Origin of the sequence: Parafilimonas sp., assembly GCF_047606085.1 — a bacterium.
GTDB lineage: Bacteria > Bacteroidota > Bacteroidia > Chitinophagales > Chitinophagaceae > Parafilimonas.
On sequence record NZ_JASGEX010000046.1, the window covers coordinates 21,423 to 38,862 of the forward strand.

Here is a 17,440-nt window from a genome sequence, read left to right on the forward strand (position 1 = left end):
TGATTTTATATAATTCTAATTACATTTTTGTTTTTACCGCTTCCGCTTTCACAGAGGCCGTAGTTTTTGTGCTATCGGCAGCAGGCAGCTGAGGCTTTTGACTGGAAGGGTCTTTATCAGGAAAAGCAGCAAAATAATTAGGTTTTTGCTGGGCAAGCCAAACATCATATTCTTCCTGTGTTACTACTTCTATTACGCCTTTCATGGAGTAGTGGCCGTTACCGCACATCTGGTCACAGCTAATTTCGTATTGAAAATCAGGATTTCCTAATTTTTCCTTCATTTCTTTGGTAGTGAATTTTGGTGTGAACCATAAAGTGGTTGGCGTACCGGGCACAGCATCCTGCTTTAAGCGAAACTCACTTAAACCCACATCATGTATCACATCCCTTGAATAAATAACAAGCTGAACGGGTTTATTCTTTACACAATACATGGTTTGGGAAACAACAACATCATCAAAATTTTTGCTGTCTTTCCAATCCTGCCCCAGTGAATTACTGTTGGCGTCGTCTATAAGCTTATAATATTTTTTGCCAAATGTTTTATCAATGCCGGGGTAACGGAAAATCCATCCGAATTGTTTACCGGTAATTTCTACCTGTAAAGCTTCCTTAGGCGCAGGACCGGTAAAAGAATACCAGTTTTTCAATCCAAATACAACCAACCCGGTCATTGCAATAGCCGGTACTGCGGTCCAAAGCAATTCAAGCTTATTGCTGTGTGTGAAATAATACGATTTGCGCTTATCGCTTTCCTGGTATTTAAAGTTGAACCAGAAAAGCAATATCTGGGTAATAAAAAATACGGTACCGGTAATAATCAGGGTCATCCAAAGCATGGTATCAACTTTTTCGCCCTGTACGCTTGCTGCTTCATGCGCAAGTAAGGTTTTTGGGAAAAGCGCTTTGTTGCACAGGTAAACCCCTATAAGGCCCGCTATTAAAAAAGCGATCATTAAGAAGCCGTTTACTTTATTCTGCTCTTTTCTTGCCCTGGCTTCACCTTTTATAACTGAAACATACTCGCTAGCTTTAGCAATTTGAAATATTATTAAAAACACTAAAACTATAACCGCTATGGTAAAAAACATTGACATGATACTGTTTCTGTTTAAAGTCTATTCTATTATGTATGATGTATAATACTCTCTTTTACAAACGGATGGTATTTCGCCAACAAGGGTTTCTTAGCCAAAGCCCTGGATGTAAAATGGATCATTAACCCGATAAATAATGCTGCAATCCCAAAATCCAACCACGTTAAAGAAGCATCATCTTTACGAATGCTGCCCATAACCATTTGATAAAAATCTATCCAGTGGCCGAAAATAATCATTACTGCCATGAACGTCATCAGCGTATAGTTTCTTTTAACCGACCGTTTCATGAGTATTAACAGCGGGCAAACAAAGTTTATAATAAGGTTCATAAAGAATATGCCTTTGTAAGCGCCCTGTACACGGTGTTTAAAATAAACCGTTTCTTCCGGGATATTGCCATACCATATCAACATATATTGCGAGAACCACAGGTAAGTCCAGAATATGGAGAACGCAAACATGAATTTTCCAATGTCGTGCAAATGTTCCTGGTTGGCATATTCAAGGTAACCTTTATTTTTAAGATAGATTATCCAAAGCGCTATTAAACTCATGCCGCTTACAAAAGAGCTTGCAAAAGTGTACCAGCTATACATGGTGCTGTACCAGTGCGGGTCAAGGCTCATCATCCAAAACCAGGGCACAGTAGAAGCTACCGTTAAAGCAAACCATACAATAAACAGGGAGGCAGTAACTGTATTTCGCCAGATATATCTTTTACCGGCTTCATAGTCCATTGGGCCGTTATCTGCTTCGCTGCTCAATTTACGCATGCGGTGACCAAGCAGGCTCCAGAAGCCAATTGCCAGAACTGTCCATACCAAAAAGAAACCAGGGTTTAAGAAACTGGCTTTGCCCTGCAGTATTTTATCATGTGCAACGGCTTCTTTATCCAGCCAGTGATAAACACCATGGTTATGGTCTATTGCTATAACATAAATAAATATAACCAGTGTAATTGTTCCAAATACAGGCACCAGTGTAGAAATGGCTTCAGGCACCCTTCTTATTACAACATTCCATCCGCCCATAGCCAATGTAACAGCACATATAAAAAACATGCTCGCATTGCATATCAGCATCCAGAATATGCTGTTGTACATGAGTGTGCCGGCGAAAATTGCCCTTTCATGCTCATCATCACTCACGCCTTTTGTAATTAATCCAAGAATGAAAGCAATTACGCCAATGGCAATTAATACCATTGACCAGGTTTTCATTTTTGAAGGAATTTCGAATTGCTCTTTAATTGATGCCATTATACTTAATTTATCAATCTCTAACTTTATTTACTTGTAGTGCTATCTGTTGCTGCCGGGGCTTTTGAAGCAAGGTCTTTTGCCTGTTTCGATTTAATGTATGCAATTATTTCCCAACGTTGCGTCCTTGTTAACTGGGAAGCATAAGAACCCATTAAATTCTTACCGTAAGTTACGGAATAAAACATTTGTCCTGCAGGCATATTTATCATAGTTTGATCACCTATAAAATTTTTAGGCGCTGCCGGAAAAGGCCCATTGCCATCTTTATATAATGGCCCGTTGCCATCCAGTTTTGCGCCGTGGCAAATACCGCAATTAATCAGGTATAAACGCTCTGCTTCTTTCATAGCAACAGAATCAAGCGATTTTACAGGATTTTCAATCTGTTTTGATGCTACATAATTTGTTGTATCGCCAGCTGCATCTTTGGCAAGCATAAAAGGTAATTCTTCCCCTCTTGCAACAGTTCCTGCAACCGGTGTATGGTTATAAAATATTTTACGGCCCAGTTCGCCGAGGTTTTGGGTGAACTTGTTGGAATCAAGCGCATCATACGTTTCATACGCCCGGCTTGGCCCCATATCCGGTACATAAACACGGCCCGGATCGCGGCGCACATCGCTGCAACCGGCTATTACTAAACCTGCGGACAAACAAAATATGATCAATCTGATTTTCATCGTAATTATTGTTTAAGCTACAGTCGGTTCATCTTTTATTAATACCTGCTCTTTATCATAAGTGCCCAGCCACCAGCCGTCTTCGGCTACCTGCACATTTACATCAAAAGCGCCGGCATTGGAAAGAAAGGCTTTCAAATCTTCAACATTGGTTTTAGAAGTACATTCAATCACCATTACAAAATGATCGTCAGTAGCCCTTGCACTAAAATGATGCTTTTTTACAAAAGGCGCCAACTGGCACAGGTAACAAAAAGTGAGTACCATGCCAACTGCAGACATCAATACGGTTGTTTCGAATGTAATAGGTATAAATGCAGGCAGGGGAAAATGCGGCTTGCCGCCAATATTCAAAGGCCAGTCGCTGGTAAAGATCCAGCTCATGCAACCTAAAGCTACAGATGTACCTGTAATGCCATAAATAAACCCTGCTGTATGCAAGCTTGTTTCGCGCAAACCCAGTGCATGATCCAGCCCATGCACGGCGTACGGTGTATATACGTCGTGTATTTTATATCCGGCAAGGCGAACCTTTTTTACTGCAGGAAATAAAACATTTTCATCATCAAAACTGCCTACAACAAATTTCTTTTTTGCCATGCCCCTAACCCCTAAAGGGGTATTTAAAGTTCATAAATAATTTTTAATCAATCTACTTTATTTAAAAGCCGCATCCATACCCCCTTCAGGAGGATGGGGGCTTAATGCGCTGCTGCGTGTACAAATTCTTCAACGGTTTCTTCTTCCTGTTTCTCCATTTTATCTTTATAGCTTTCACCGGAAACTTTCAATATTTGTTTAACCTCTGCAATAGCTATTACAGGGAAGTATTTGGAGAACAGGAAGAAACATGTAAAGAAGAGGCCAAATGTACCAACGTAGAACCCAATTTCCCATATAGTAGGGCTGTAATAATAACCCCAGGAAGATGGCAGGTAATCGCGGTACAAAGAGGTAACGATAATCACAAAACGCTCAAACCACATACCTATGTTAACCACTATGCTCAGGAACATGGTTACCCAAAGGTTACGGCGCATTTTCCTGAACCAGAATATCTGCGGGGAAACCACGTTACAAAACATCATGCCCCAGTAACTCCAGCCGTAAGGGCTGAAGAAGTTAGCCCTGCTATAAAAGAAAGCATAATTTTCATATTGGTTCTGGCTGTAGAATGCCATAAACAATTCAGTAAGATAGGCGCAGCCAACTATTGAACCGGTAAGTACAATTACCTTGTTCATCGCTTCAATATGGCCCATTGTAATATAAGCCTGCAGGTTTAATACCTTCCTTACAATCAGTAACAGCGTTTGCACCATCGCAAACCCTGAGAAGATAGCGCCTGCAACAAAATACGGCGGAAAGATAGTGGTATGCCAGCCCGGTATAACTGAAGTGGCAAAGTCAAAAGATACTATCGTGTGCACAGAAAGTACAAGCGGTGTTGACAACCCTGCAAGTACCAGTGCTAAAGATTCAATTCGTTGCCAGTGTTTGGTTGAACCAGACCAGCCGAAAGAAGCAATACCATACGACCATTTGCGGAATTTGGTTTTTGCCCTGTCGCGGATGGTTCCGAAATCAGGGATTAAACCTGAATACCAGAACAAAAGAGATACGGTAAAATAAGTTGAGATGGCAAATACGTCCCACATCAGCGGGGAAGCGAAGTTTGGCCAAAGCGGCCCGCGGGAGTTTGGATAAGGAAACACAAAGAACGCATTCCACACACGGCCCATGTGCCATACCGGAAACTGGCCGGCGCACATTACAGCGAATATTGTCATGGCTTCGGCTGCACGGTTTACAGCGTTACGCCAGGTTTGCCTGAACAGTAAAAGGATAGCGGAGATCAATGTTCCGGCGTGACCAATACCTACCCACCAAACGAAATTGGTAATATCCCAGCCCCAGCCTACGGTGTGGTTTACATTCCACTGGCCAATACCGTACACCACTTCACGGTAAACACTATAAATACCAAACAACAATAAAGCAACTGAAATATAAAATCCTACATACCACAATTTACCCGGCTTGCCTTCAATAGGGCGGCAAATATCTTCGGTAACATCGTGGTAGGTCTTGTTTCCGTCAATCAGCGGCTCCCGTTGTTGTGATTCGTATCTTAATAATGACATACCTTTTTCGTTTTTGCCTTTGGCTATCGCCGGGTATTTTTTATGATACCGGCAGTTGTAATTATTTCGTTCACAATATTTTTCAAAGGCCTCAATGAATACCGCAATATTTCTTTTGTTATGGGCAGCGGTATTTCAATCAAGCTTTTGTTGCGTCGCAACACTTCAGCTGCAACAATTAATATCATCAGTTAACCTTCGTGCCGGGCACTTACTTCTTCTTCCCTGTTACGCACTTTTGCCAGGTAATTTACATTAGGTAATACATGCAATTGCTCAAGCGAGTGGAATAATCTCAGTTTATTTTCCTCACGTGCTTTTGAAACTGCACTGTTCTTATCATTTGCATTACCAAAAACAATGGCGCCGGTAGCGCAGGCCTGCTGGCAGGCAGTTTGCACATCAGGCGTATTATCCAATGTGTACTCAGCCGTATTTAAAGGCCTGCTTGCCTTCTTGGCTGTAAGCTTTCCTTCCTGGCAACGCTGTACGCAGAAAGAACATTTCTCCATAACCCCGCGGGACCTTACCGTTACATCAGGGTTCAATACCATTCTTGTAAGGTCTTCGTTCATTACATGCACGGCCGGATCAAGCTTGCCTACGCCGCTAAAGTTCTGGTTATCCGGGAAGCTGTCAGCTCCGTTATAATCAGCCCAGTTAAACCTGCGTACTTTATACGGGCAGTTATTTGCGCAATATTTTGTACCGATACAACGGTTATATGCCATTTGGTTAATGCCTTCGCTGCTGTGGTTGGTTGCACTTACCGGGCAAACGTTTTCGCAAGGTGCATTATCGCAATGCTGGCACATTAAAGGCTGGAATACAACCTGCGGGTTTTCCATATCGCCGCTGTAGTAGCGGTCAATACGCAGCCAGTGCATATCGTGAAAGCGCTTTATTTCGCTCTTGCCAACGATAGGAACATTATTTTCTATGTGGCAGGCTACCACGCAGGCACCACAGCCAACACAACTGTTCAGGTCAACGCTCATGCCCCAGTGAATGCCGGGCTTGTCATAATAAGGATAAATGGTGCCTTGTTTTTCATAATTATCCAAGCCACCATAAGGTTTGGCTTCATGCTCCCTGTCGTTCAAAATTTCTTCCGGGTCTTTTTTAAACGCTGCCAATGTAAGTTCTTTCATTACATCAGCCCTGTCGCCGGTAGAAGTTACATAAATATCGTGGGTTTGAATTTGCGCTACATCGTAAGTGTCGCCTGTTTTTTCAACCTTAACAGCAGTGGCTTCAAAACTTACGCTTATGCCGTTAAAAGAAGCAAGATGGAAAACATTTTTCCCAACACCTTCAGCAACTTTTCCGAGTTTATCAGTGCGGCCGTAACCAACTGCAATACCAACTGTATTGGGGTGAACGCCGGGTATAATCAATATTGGCAAAGACACAGGGTCTTTCCCTTTTACAGTAACTTTTACAACATGTTTTGCGGGGTGCACTTCATACGCATCAGCCTGGCCGTTATTGGTTAAATCAATATCCAATAATGTTTTTGCCATAGCAGGCGAAATAATAACATAGTTATCCCAGGTTGACCTTGTTACCGGGTCGGGCAATTCCTGCAGCCAGGGGTTGCCGGAGCCTTCGCCAATGCCAATACCAACCTTTTTATACAATACCAGTTCTGTTTCTCCGCCTTTTGGCGCATTGCTTATGGCTGTAAGGGCGCCGCTAATGCCAGCATTATTAAAACCGGCTGTACCGCCTGTAAGTATTTTAACAGGTGCGGTTAATGTATCGGCTATGGCAGATACAACAGAAGTGCTTGCAGCTATATTACCAATTACACCAGCCTGCAAGGCTTTGTCAAAGGCGGTTTCGTTGCCCAGTTTACCAAGCCAGTAATTCTTGAAATAAGTATGATAATCAGAAGCAGCGCCAACCCATTTTAACAATGTATCCTGCCACTGGCGGGTTTTGAACAATGGATTGATAGTTGGCTGCATTAATGATACAAAACCGGATTTTGGCTCGGCATCGCCCCAGCTTTCGAGATAATGATGATCCGGGATTACATATTTACAAAGCTGTGTTGTTTCATCATTTTTAGGGTTCAATGAAACCGCAACTTTTACTTTCTTTAATCCATCAGCAAAAGCCTTTGCATTATTCCAGGTATAAGCAGGGTTTGAGCTGATAATAACCAGCGCACCAACTTTACCTGCATTCATATCAGTTACGAGGCCTGCAAAGTCTGCATCAATACCGGCCTTGCTTTTATTAACAGAAGACCAGTCTATCGTATTGCCATTTGCTCCAATTGCATTATTGATGGCATTTACAACCTGCTGCACATTAGGATCGTTGCTGCCGCTAACTACCAATGCAGCGCCGCGGCTGGCACTAAGGTCTTTTGCAGCTTTGGCAATGCCGGCTTTCAATTTGGCATCGCTTATATTGGCAGTGCCTTCACCCGTTAAAGCATTCAGTAAAGCCACAGCCACAGCACCGCTTTCAGAGGGCTTGTGCATGTAACGTTCATCTGCGTTGGAACCGGTAAGGCTTAAAATAGATTCAAACTGGTAATGTTTGCTCATTACAGGGTTCTTCTCATTTATCTTTCTTCCTGTAACATACTGCGGGGCAAACTCATCCGGGCTTAACCAGGTACCGAGAAAATCTGCACCAAGGCTTACTATTACTTTTGCTTTGGCAAAATTGTAAGAAGGAATAGCGCGTTTGCCATAACTGGCTTCATTGGCCAGTAATAACCCGGTATAAGAATCGGCATCATATATCACATGCCGGCTGCCTGGATACTTTGCCAGGAACTGGCCTATAACTTCGAGCCCTGAAGGCGAATTAATTGTACTGGTAAGCAATACAACAGGTGCACCGCCCAAGCCGGCCAAAGCTGTTCCTACAGCCTGGTCAATATATTCAAGGGTAACTTCCTTGCCGTCAATTGTGGGGTATTTCAGCCTTGCCGTATCATATAAACCCAAAACAGAAGCCTGTACTTTGGCAGACGTACCGCCATTGGTTAACGGAGAAAGGTTGTTGCCCTCAATTTTTATAGGGCGGCCGTCTCTCACTTTGGCCAAAACACTTATAGCTTCACCATCCTGCACATACGTAGTGGCGTAATAATTGGCAACGCCCGGCACTATATCTTCCGGCTTATTGGCAAAGGGAACAGCTTTTCTCACCGGCAGCTCGCAACTGGCAGCAATCATAGCCGCTGTAGTGCTAAAGCCGAGGTATTTTAAGAAATCCCTTCTTTGGGTAGGCGCTTTGAATAATTTATCTGAAAGTTCAAAAGGCAATTCTTCACGAAACTCATTCTCCGCAGCTTTTTTTGAAGCTTCGCTATCATTCAGTTCACCAAAATTTTGCCAGTACTTTTTCTCCATAAACCCCTGTCCCCTAAAGGGGAATTAAGAAATTAAAAAATTATTAATTACTCTATTATTTTCAATCTAAATTATTATTCATTCTGCCTTACTCTCCGCCGTGGCGGAGATGGGGCTAATAGTGACATTTCTGACATTCAGCGCCACCGATATCCTTTACCGTTACACTGTCCATTCTGTGGTTCTTAATGTCTTCCTTGTATTTTTCATACATGCTGTAAAAGCCGTTCTCATTAAACTGCACTTTTGTGGTGCGGTGGCAGTTTATACACCAGCCCATACTTAACGGTGCAAACTGAAACATTTCGTTGTAGCTGGTAACCTCGCCATGACAGGTTTGGCACTGAACCCTTCCGGCATTTACGTGCTGTGAGTGGTTAAAGTACACATGGTCAGGCAGGTTGTGTATGCGCACCCATTCAATTGGCTTGGCTTTGCTGGCATCCCAGGGTTTGCCAGGTTCAAAACCGGCATATTTATATAATTTCTGAATTTCTGCCGTGCCATTTACTTCATTGCCTTCGGCATCGTATAAAGTTTCACCTTTATATTCATTAATGGCCATGTGGCAGTTCATACAAATATTTACAGAAGGAATGGTAGCCTGCTTGCCCTGATAAACACCAATGTGGCAATACTGGCAGTTTATCTGGTTTACACCGGGATGCACTTTATGTGAAAAGAAAATGGGCTGCCTGGGCTCATATTTTTGCTGGCGGCCAAGGCCTACAGCGCCTTCTGTAATTAAATAACCGCCAATCAGGAAAAGAACAAGTGTAAAAATTGTTATGTAAGCTTTATTTCTCCAGAAAGGAATAGGCTCCATGGCAGGAATGCCTTCCTTATCATCCGCCATTTTTTTAAGATTGGCATTGATATATAATAAAGTGAAAGCAACTATAGCAAGTATTAAGGTAAGAACACCAAATATTAAAGTCTGGTCGCTGTTATCTTCTGTTGTTTCTGTGCCGGCTGCGGGTGTTGCTGCGGCTGCCGTAGCTTTGCCTGCTTCCGTTTTTATATAATCAAGAATGGCATCAATATCTTTTGCAGACAACTGCGGGAAAGCAGTCATCTGTGTCTTATTAAACTCGTTGAAGAGGTTTACCGCATAAGGATCGCCGCTTTGAATAACTTTTGCGCTGTTGTGCACCCAGTCGTGAATCTTATCGCGGCTTGGCCAACGATCTTCCACTCCCGCCAGCGCAGGGCCGGTCAGCTTTTTGTTTATTGCATGGCAGGAAGCGCAATTGGCTGTAAACAAAGCTTTACCATCCTGTGCAAAAGATGATACGGAAAATGAAAAGCTGACAATTAAAAATAAATATTTCTTCAGAGCGGTTATCGTAGTTAATCGTCTTAGTTTGAACATATCACAAAATCTGGTTGTTGCGATGTTGGGAAATTCTTCGACAGCAGCAAAAATATGACACGATGCTGACAATTCACATCTGATTAAAAATTTTTTTTAACCATAATGAATATGTAAGTTAAGCGCTTCGAATATTTATCTTGCACCGCTTTACACGATGAATACAACCATAAAGAAGAACATAGCCATATTTGCTTCGGGCGCCGGAACCAATGCGGCCAACATCATTCAATATTTCTCAGGCAGCTCCGCTGTTGCCATTGCTTTAATAGTTTGCAATAACGCCAAAGCAGATGTTCTTAAAATTGCCGCAGATAATAATATCCCGTCTTTATTAATAGAAAAAGAAAGATTTTTCAGGGGTGATGGTTATGTGCCTGAATTGCAAAATGCAGGCATAGACTTTATTGTGCTGGCAGGCTTTTTATGGAAGATACCTGCGGCCATTATTCATGCTTACCGCAATAACATTATCAACATTCACCCGGCGCTGCTTCCCAAATTCGGCGGTAAAGGCATGTATGGCAATTTTGTGCACCATGCCGTTTTATCAGCCGGCGAAAAAGAAAGTGGTATTACCATTCATTTTGTGGACGAATTTTATGATAACGGGAAAATCATTTTTCAAACCACCTGCCCGGTTTATAAAAATGATACCTCCGAAACGCTGGCCAAACGCATTCATGCACTGGAATATAAATACTTTCCAAAAGTGATTGAGGAAGTAACAGGAAGGGTGTAAGGGCTTGCAGGTTTATAAAGCCTGCAAGGTAAGGGATGGATACCACAGGTTCTAAACCCGGCCGGCCCGCGGCACCGAATACCAGGCTTTTGGCGGCAGCCATGCCAACCATGTTACCATTCTTCCTTTCACCAGGCTCATCGGCGGCCCGATGGATTACACGCCCGGTATTTTTGAAATGGATGTAAGCAAGATAAACCCAAACAACCATTCACATGCTAATGCCACCATTGCCAACCAACTGGCTTTATACGTAACCATGTACAGCCCCCTGCAAATGGCGGCTGACCTTATTGAAAATTATAAAAAACATACAGATGCTTTCCAGTTTATAAAAGATGTGGCCGTGGACTGGGACGACAGCAAATACCTGGAAGCCGAGCCCGGCCAATACATTACCGTAGCCCGCAAAGCCAAAGGCACAAACAACTGGTTTGTTGGGAACGTGGCCGGTTATGATGGTTATACCTCCCGCATCAGGTTCGATTTTCTTGATGCCGGCAAAACCTACATGGCCACCATTTACAGCGATGCGCCGGGAGCTAATTATAAAGACAATCCCAACTATGTTATCCGAAAGGTTTTGGTTAACAATAAATCAAAACTCACCCAACTGTCTGCGCCGGACGGCGGTTGTGCCATCAGCATCATTGACACTGATGGCAGGGATGTAAAGGGTATAAAGTGGCTAAAGTAAACATTGCAACGTACAACAATGATTTAAAATTATAAATTTAAACAGGCTCAAAGATGTTGTACAATTTTAAAATACTTTTACCCGAAAAACTTATTATATGAACATCAGGCGTAGTTCTGTTTTGGGAGCCTTTGGCGGCATCATGGCATTTATTTTTACCGGCTGCAGCAGCAGCCGGCATGCCCAAACAGCTTCACCGGATTTATCCGGATTAAAAGGCATCGAAAAAGTAAAGCATGTTGTGGTGATCTACATGGAAAACCACAGCTTCGATAACCTGTATGGGGAATTTCCGGGCGCCAACGGCCATGCCAATGCTTCCAAAGAATCAATCACGCAACTGGATCGCGATGGCAAACCTTACCAATACCTGCCGGCCATTCCCCGCTCCAGTGAGTTTCCCACCAATATACCCAATAGTTTTTTCAATATAGACCAATATATTCCTTCAGACAAAGAAACGCCGGATGTTACGCACCGCTATTACCAGGAACGCACGCAGGTGAATGGTGGCAAAATGAATTATTTTGTAGCTTACAATGCTACCGAGGGCATGACAATGGGTTATTATAAAACCGATTTATTGCCTTTATATTCAATAGCCAAACAATACACACTTTGCGATAATCTTTTTCACAGCGCTTTTGGCAGCTCATTCCTCAATCATCAATGGCTGATAGCTGCGGCAACGCCTTATTTTCCCAATGCGCCTGAATATTTGCGGGCCACACTGGATAGCAACGGCAAAATGAAAACAGATGGCCTTCTTACGCCAGACGGTTACGCAGTAAATACAGTCTATTCTGTAAACCAGCCGCATCCTGCCGGTGTAAAAGAAGCCGATCTTGTTCCCAATCAAACCAATCCAACCATTGGCGACCGCCTCTCCGGGAAAAATATTTCCTGGGCCTGGTATGCAGGTGGCTGGGACAGCGCTATGGCAGGAAAAGCAGACGAAACATTCCAGTACCACCACCAGCCATTTATATATTTTGCCAATTTTGCCGACGGCACGGCTGCAAAAAAAGAACATTTAAAGGATGAAAAAGATTTCCTGAAAGCAGCGCAGGAAGGCACACTGCCGGCCGTTTCATTCGTAAAACCTTTGGGCATAAATAATGAGCACCCGGGCTACTCCAATGTTATTACGGGTGAAACACATGCCATTGAATTAATCAACACCGTACTGAACGGGCCTAACGGCAAAGACGCGGTTGTAATTTTAACGTATGATGAAAACGGCGGTTTCTGGGATCACGTAGCGCCGCCTGTAATTGATAAATGGGGCCCGGGCAGCCGTATTCCCGCCATCATTATCTCGCCTTTTGCAAAAAAAGGTTATATAGACCATACTCAGTACGAAACGGTGAGCATCCTCGCATTTATAGAAAAGCGCTGGGGCCTGAAACCACTGAACAGCAGGGATGCCCAGGCAAACCCCTTGCAGGGCGCCTTTGATTTTGGAGACTGATGTTAAAGAAAAAATATTTTCATGTAATATTGATACTGACGCTTATAGTTGCCATAAGCGAATTACTGCTGTCGTTCAGGACAAAAAGCACGACGCCTGAAAAAGAAACAGCCCGCAGGGTTTGCCTTGATATAGATGCTTTCTCGCATTACATAAGCGATACATTGCAACCGGCTTTCCGCTCCGGGCCTTCCCATAGCTGGCAGGCTTATTTTCTTAAAGCGCGGCAATATTATAAGCAGATAGAATGGGCGGCAGAATACTTCACCTATTCCACAGCACGGTTCATTAATGGCGCGCCCAAAAAAGAAGCAGAGCTGGCGGGGCAAATGATTGTTAAGCCTTCCGGCCTGCAGGTAATGGAAGAACACCTGTTTCCCGAACCGGATACGGCTGCAGGCGTGTTGCTGTTGCAGCAGGCAGGCATCATACTCGATAACCTGCAGTTGCTTAAAGCTTATTTCACGAACATTCCCATTGCTTCCTGGCAAATACTGGATGCGGTGAAGCTTGAAATGTTCCGCATTGAAACGCTGGGCATCGCCGGGTTTGATGATGCGCTTAGCCGCAACAGCATGCAGGAGTGCGCCGCAAGCATGCAGGCAATGGAAAAAGCACTGGTTCCCTATACATCTCAAAGTGATAGCGTTCAAACCCTGTTAAACAAGAGTGTTGCTTTTTTACTGGCCAATAAAGATTTTAATAATTTCGACAGGGCGGCATTCATCCGCCGTTATGCGAGCCCTTTAACCACAGCCATAGAGCTTTTACGCAGAAAATTAAACCTGCCGGCTTATCAGTATAACAGGCTGCTGCGCCAGGAAGCTTTTACGCTGTTTGACTCAGATGCCTTTAACGCAGATGCTTATTCGCCATTCATCAACCAGGAAAATAAAGCCGCCAAAATAAAACTGGGCGAGGCTTTGTTTACGGAAACCGCTTTTTCGGGAAATAACAAAGTTAGTTGCGCTTCCTGCCACCATCCTGAAAATGCCTTTGCCGAAAACATAACCAGGCATGCTGCCATAAAAGGCGCCGGAAGCATTGACAGGAATACGCCATCGCTGATAAACGCAGCATTACAGCCACAGTTGTTTTATGACCAGCGGGCAGAAACACTGGAAGACCAGCTTACCGATGTAATGCATAACCCCAAAGAAATGGATGGCGATCTTGATACAGCCTTAAAAAGAATGGGCGCTTCGGGAAAATATGAAACACTATTCACTCTTGCTTTTCCCGGAAAAGCAAACCCGGATTCTGCATCGGTAACCGAAGCATTGGCGGCTTACGTTCGCAGCCTTGTAAAACTGAACAGCCGTTTTGATGAATATATGTGTGGCAATAATGCGGCGCTAACCAGCGAAGAAGTGCAGGGCTTTAATTTATTTATGGGCAAGGCCCAGTGCGGCACCTGTCATTATATGCCCCTTTTCAATGGTGTCTTCCCGCCAAAATTCATTACGCAGGATGCCGAAGTGATCGGCGTTCCTGCCAAGCAGAAAGGCAGGGATATTGATGCAGACAGGGGGCTTTTCATTACCCTGCTGCGTAAGCATTATTATGACAGCACCAGGCTGCTGGAGTTTGACCATGCATTTAAAACGCCCACCGTAAGAAATGCTTCCCAAACAGCGCCCTATATGCATAACGGCGTGTATAAAACACTGGAAGAAGTGCTGGATTTTTATAACAATGGCGGCGGCACAGGAGAGGGTTTGCAGGTGGCCAATCAAAGCCTGAGCGCAGAAAAATTAAATCTTACACCGGAAGAAATTAAAGCGGTTATCGCCTTTATGAAATCGCTTGACAGCAGGGAGTAGTTTAAAAAGCTCACGGGTTGAAAACAACCTGTGAACAAGTGAACATTGGAACTTGTGAACTTACAAATTCACCATCTCTATTTTTTTCAGAATATTTTCTGCAATCTGCGCTACCATATCGTTCAGTTCAAAAGGCTCAATAATTTTTGCATGGTCGCCAAACAGCATGAACCATCTTGCAAAACCGGTTAGTGAGCCGGTTAAAAAAGTAAGCCGTTTAGAATTTCCCGCATCTTCTTCTTTCACAAAACCGTTATAATATTTTTGTTCGCCGAAGTATTTTATAATATCAGCCCGCACTTCAATTATTACCCTTATCACTTCGCGTTGTGCAGACATTTTATTAATGAATTGCTGCAATGGCGGATGTATTTTCAAGACTGTTTCATCCGTGCAAACAAACTTTTCAATACGGTCTGTGCGAAAGTTCCTGTAATCATTCCGCATTCTGCAAAAGGCAATTAAATGCCAGTAGTTGCCGAGGTTGTAAATGCCAACCGGTTCTATTTTGCGGCAGGTAATTTTATCGCCGTCCAGCGCTTTATACGTTATATCAACTACGTTTTTTGAAGCAATTGCTTTTAGTATGGGCTGAAGGTATAATTCTTCCGGCCTTTCATATTGAAAAGCCGGGTGTTCCATCACGGCCACATGTTCGTCTATTTCTTCTATATGATCTTTTTCAGCAAACCTCAATACAGCCTTTATTTTATCAAGCGCTGCATTGTAATGTTGCGCCGATCTTTTATCGGTTTTTGACTGCATGAGTTTTGCCGCAGTTAACAGGGCGCTTGTTTCATCCTGCGTGAACATTACCGGCGGCAGCTTATAACCTTCCATTAAACTGTAACCGGTTCCGGCTTCACCAATTATGGGCACGCCCGACTCCTGCAATGCATGCATATCGCGGTAAACCGTGCGCAGGCTGATGGAAAATTTATCGGCAATATGCTGCGCCTTCACCAGGCGTTTTGACTGGAGTTGTATGAGTATGGCGGATAATCGGTCTATACGGTTCATACAATTATATTGGGCATGAAATTACAATTGTATGGAGAATAGAGATAAAAATTTGTGTGTTATGAGTCAGAGACTCCGCGCATAAAAACAGCGAAGTCCGGAGACTTCTTCGCTGAGCATAGTGCAAGCTCATCTGTTTTTATAACGGGCGGTTGCTTATTACCTTATCCGCTGATTATTTAATATTCAATACACAATGTTCAATATACAATGCTAAAGTAAGAATGGCTACATGATTATTGAATATTGAACATTGAACATTGCATGTTGTTTATTACCTGAACATTTAAACACTTAAATGCAATCATTATTGTCCGGATAACTTGGGCTAAAGCCCGCTGTGCAAGGGTTTCGGATATATAACCCCAGGCTTAAGCCTGGGGTTAGTAAAAAGCAGGCCCATAAAGGGCTTTAGCCCAAGACAAAATATTTTAGCCGGACAACAATGAAATGCAATAAACAATTTTAAACCTGCGGTCTGCAATTGCAACAGAAATGATTCTTCTATTAAAACAGAGCAATAAATATTGCTTAATTCATTAATTCATGCTCACGCAAAAACCGTAATAATTCCGGCTTGATTAATGCAGGCACAAACTGTTCATACAAATCCGGGGACTGTTGCTTGACTTGTTTTTTATCGAGGTTCATAAAGGCCCCGGGGTTAAAATCTCTCAGGTGAACGGATACATGTTTGCTGCCATCGCCAAACAGGTCCCAGGCCTCTTTGCCGGCCATCGGTGAAAAAATACTGAATGTGGGAATATCAAGCGCTTTGGCCATATTAACTGCGCCGCCCTCATTACCTATCAATGCTTTGCAATGGCATAATACAGCAAGAAAACTTCGCAGGTTCTGCGGTTGTAAACCGGTTGCAGCCTTCATTACTGTTTCGGGCCGGCATAACCGCACAATTTCTGCAGCTTCCGTTTGCTGCGATGGAATATAGTTAAATAATAAGGCAGCAGCGCTGTTGGCTGCAATGGCATCTAAAATCTCAGCCATATATTTTGCCGGGTAAGATTTTAATTGCCCGCTGCCTAACAAGCTTATCATTATTAAAGGCTTGTTTGCTAACTGATGGTTATCCAGGTTTTTTTTTGCAGCAGCTATTTCGTCAGCCGTTAAATAAACCGGGGGCATTTTTGCAGGAACCGGCACCGGTTGCAAAAAGTTTAATAATGCTATACGGTTTTCTATCGCTAACCCTGCATGGGTTGCCGCTTTATTTTTCTGTTTCCAGGTGTGCTTATAGCAAAATTTTGTGTACCATTTTTCAAAACCTATTGTTGTGCCTGCACCGGAAAACAAACACATAGCTGCTGTGCCCAATTTACTGTAGGCATCAATAATTACATCGTATTTATTATGCTTTATTTGCCTGATTGTTTCCCGGAGGCTGCTGCTTTCATTGTATAAAATATAATGGCTGATGTTTGGGTTATGCTGCACAACAGGCAATGTATGCTCGTAAATCATATAATCAATAACAGCACCGGGATATAACTTTCTAAGTTCGTTGCATAATAAAGAACTTACCAATACATCGCCAATCATTTGCTGCTGTATAACCAGTATGCGTTGTGCCATATCGCTGCAAACAAATATCGTAATCTTTAAGAAGCTGTCTAGAAATGAAATGTAAAAATACCCTTATGTGGATAAGTGGATAAAAAAGGCTGTGGCTTAATGGAGGAAAGTCGTTTTAAAAGATTCACCAAAAAATTTTAAAATGACAAATTATCCAACA

At 43.0% G+C, this 17,440-nt stretch carries 12 protein-coding genes and 1 pseudogene; 4 read left to right on the forward strand and 9 right to left on the reverse strand.

The genetic code is table 11. The annotated features are described in order from the left end of the window. Positions 1–19: 19 nt before the first annotated feature. From QM629_RS03915 to QM629_RS03945, 7 genes are all read right to left on the reverse strand, one after another. Positions 20–1,099, reverse strand: coding sequence for a cytochrome c oxidase subunit II (locus tag QM629_RS03915; RefSeq protein ID WP_415157397.1), 1,080 nt, complete (start codon positions 1,097–1,099; stop codon positions 20–22). A gap of 29 nt (positions 1,100–1,128) precedes the next feature. Then, positions 1,129–2,361 (reverse strand): quinol:cytochrome C oxidoreductase, encoded by a 1,233-nt coding sequence (locus tag QM629_RS03920; RefSeq protein ID WP_415157399.1) that lies wholly within the window; start codon positions 2,359–2,361, stop codon positions 1,129–1,131. 26 nt (positions 2,362–2,387) lie between these two features. Beyond that, entirely contained in the window at positions 2,388–3,044 is a 657-nt protein-coding gene (locus QM629_RS03925; RefSeq protein WP_415157401.1) for a c-type cytochrome, read from the reverse strand. Positions 3,045–3,056: 12 nt separating this feature from the next. After that, positions 3,057–3,644: a DUF3341 domain-containing protein gene (locus QM629_RS03930; protein ID WP_415157403.1), complete on the reverse strand. Its 588-nt coding sequence runs from the start codon at positions 3,642–3,644 to the stop codon at positions 3,057–3,059. 101 nt (positions 3,645–3,745) lie between these two features. Next, the gene (gene nrfD, locus QM629_RS03935; protein ID WP_415157405.1) at positions 3,746–5,188 is read right to left on the reverse strand and encodes an NrfD/PsrC family molybdoenzyme membrane anchor subunit; all 1,443 of its coding nucleotides are present in this window, start codon (positions 5,186–5,188) and stop codon (positions 3,746–3,748) included. Positions 5,189–5,379: 191 nt separating this feature from the next. Next, positions 5,380–8,565, reverse strand: a complete 3,186-nt coding sequence (locus QM629_RS03940; protein ID WP_415157407.1) for a TAT-variant-translocated molybdopterin oxidoreductase — start codon at positions 8,563–8,565, stop codon at positions 5,380–5,382. Positions 8,566–8,680: 115 nt separating this feature from the next. After that, positions 8,681–9,937 (reverse strand): c-type cytochrome, encoded by a 1,257-nt coding sequence (locus tag QM629_RS03945; protein ID WP_415157409.1) that lies wholly within the window; start codon positions 9,935–9,937, stop codon positions 8,681–8,683. Positions 9,938–10,094: 157 nt separating this feature from the next. On the opposite strand from QM629_RS03945, the gene QM629_RS03950 reads away from it, so the two are divergent. From QM629_RS03950 to QM629_RS03965, 4 genes and pseudogenes are all read left to right on the forward strand, one after another. Next, a complete protein-coding gene (locus QM629_RS03950; RefSeq protein WP_415157411.1) occupies positions 10,095–10,679 on the forward strand; it encodes a phosphoribosylglycinamide formyltransferase in 585 nt (194 codons plus the stop codon). 76 nt (positions 10,680–10,755) lie between these two features. After that, positions 10,756–11,376 (forward strand): annotated as a pseudogene (locus QM629_RS03955) (glycoside hydrolase family 97 catalytic domain-containing protein); the annotation flags it as partial. Between the two features lie 97 nt (positions 11,377–11,473). Next, positions 11,474–12,847: an alkaline phosphatase family protein gene (locus tag QM629_RS03960; protein WP_415157413.1), complete on the forward strand. Its 1,374-nt coding sequence runs from the start codon at positions 11,474–11,476 to the stop codon at positions 12,845–12,847. A 29-nt stretch (positions 12,848–12,876) separates the two neighbouring features. Continuing rightward, entirely contained in the window at positions 12,877–14,670 is a 1,794-nt protein-coding gene (locus tag QM629_RS03965; RefSeq protein ID WP_415157415.1) for a cytochrome-c peroxidase, read from the forward strand. 60 nt (positions 14,671–14,730) lie between these two features. On the opposite strand, the gene QM629_RS03970 is transcribed toward QM629_RS03965, so the two are convergent. Continuing rightward, positions 14,731–15,690 carry a helix-turn-helix transcriptional regulator gene (locus tag QM629_RS03970; RefSeq protein ID WP_415157417.1) on the reverse strand — a complete coding sequence of 320 codons (960 nt, stop codon included), beginning with the start codon at positions 15,688–15,690 and terminating at the stop codon, positions 14,731–14,733. A 531-nt stretch (positions 15,691–16,221) separates the two neighbouring features. Continuing rightward, on the reverse strand, positions 16,222–17,280 hold the full coding sequence (locus QM629_RS03975) for a glycosyltransferase family 9 protein (protein ID WP_415157419.1): 1,059 nt from the start codon (positions 17,278–17,280) through the stop codon (positions 16,222–16,224). Between the last annotated feature and the right edge of the window lie 160 nt (positions 17,281–17,440).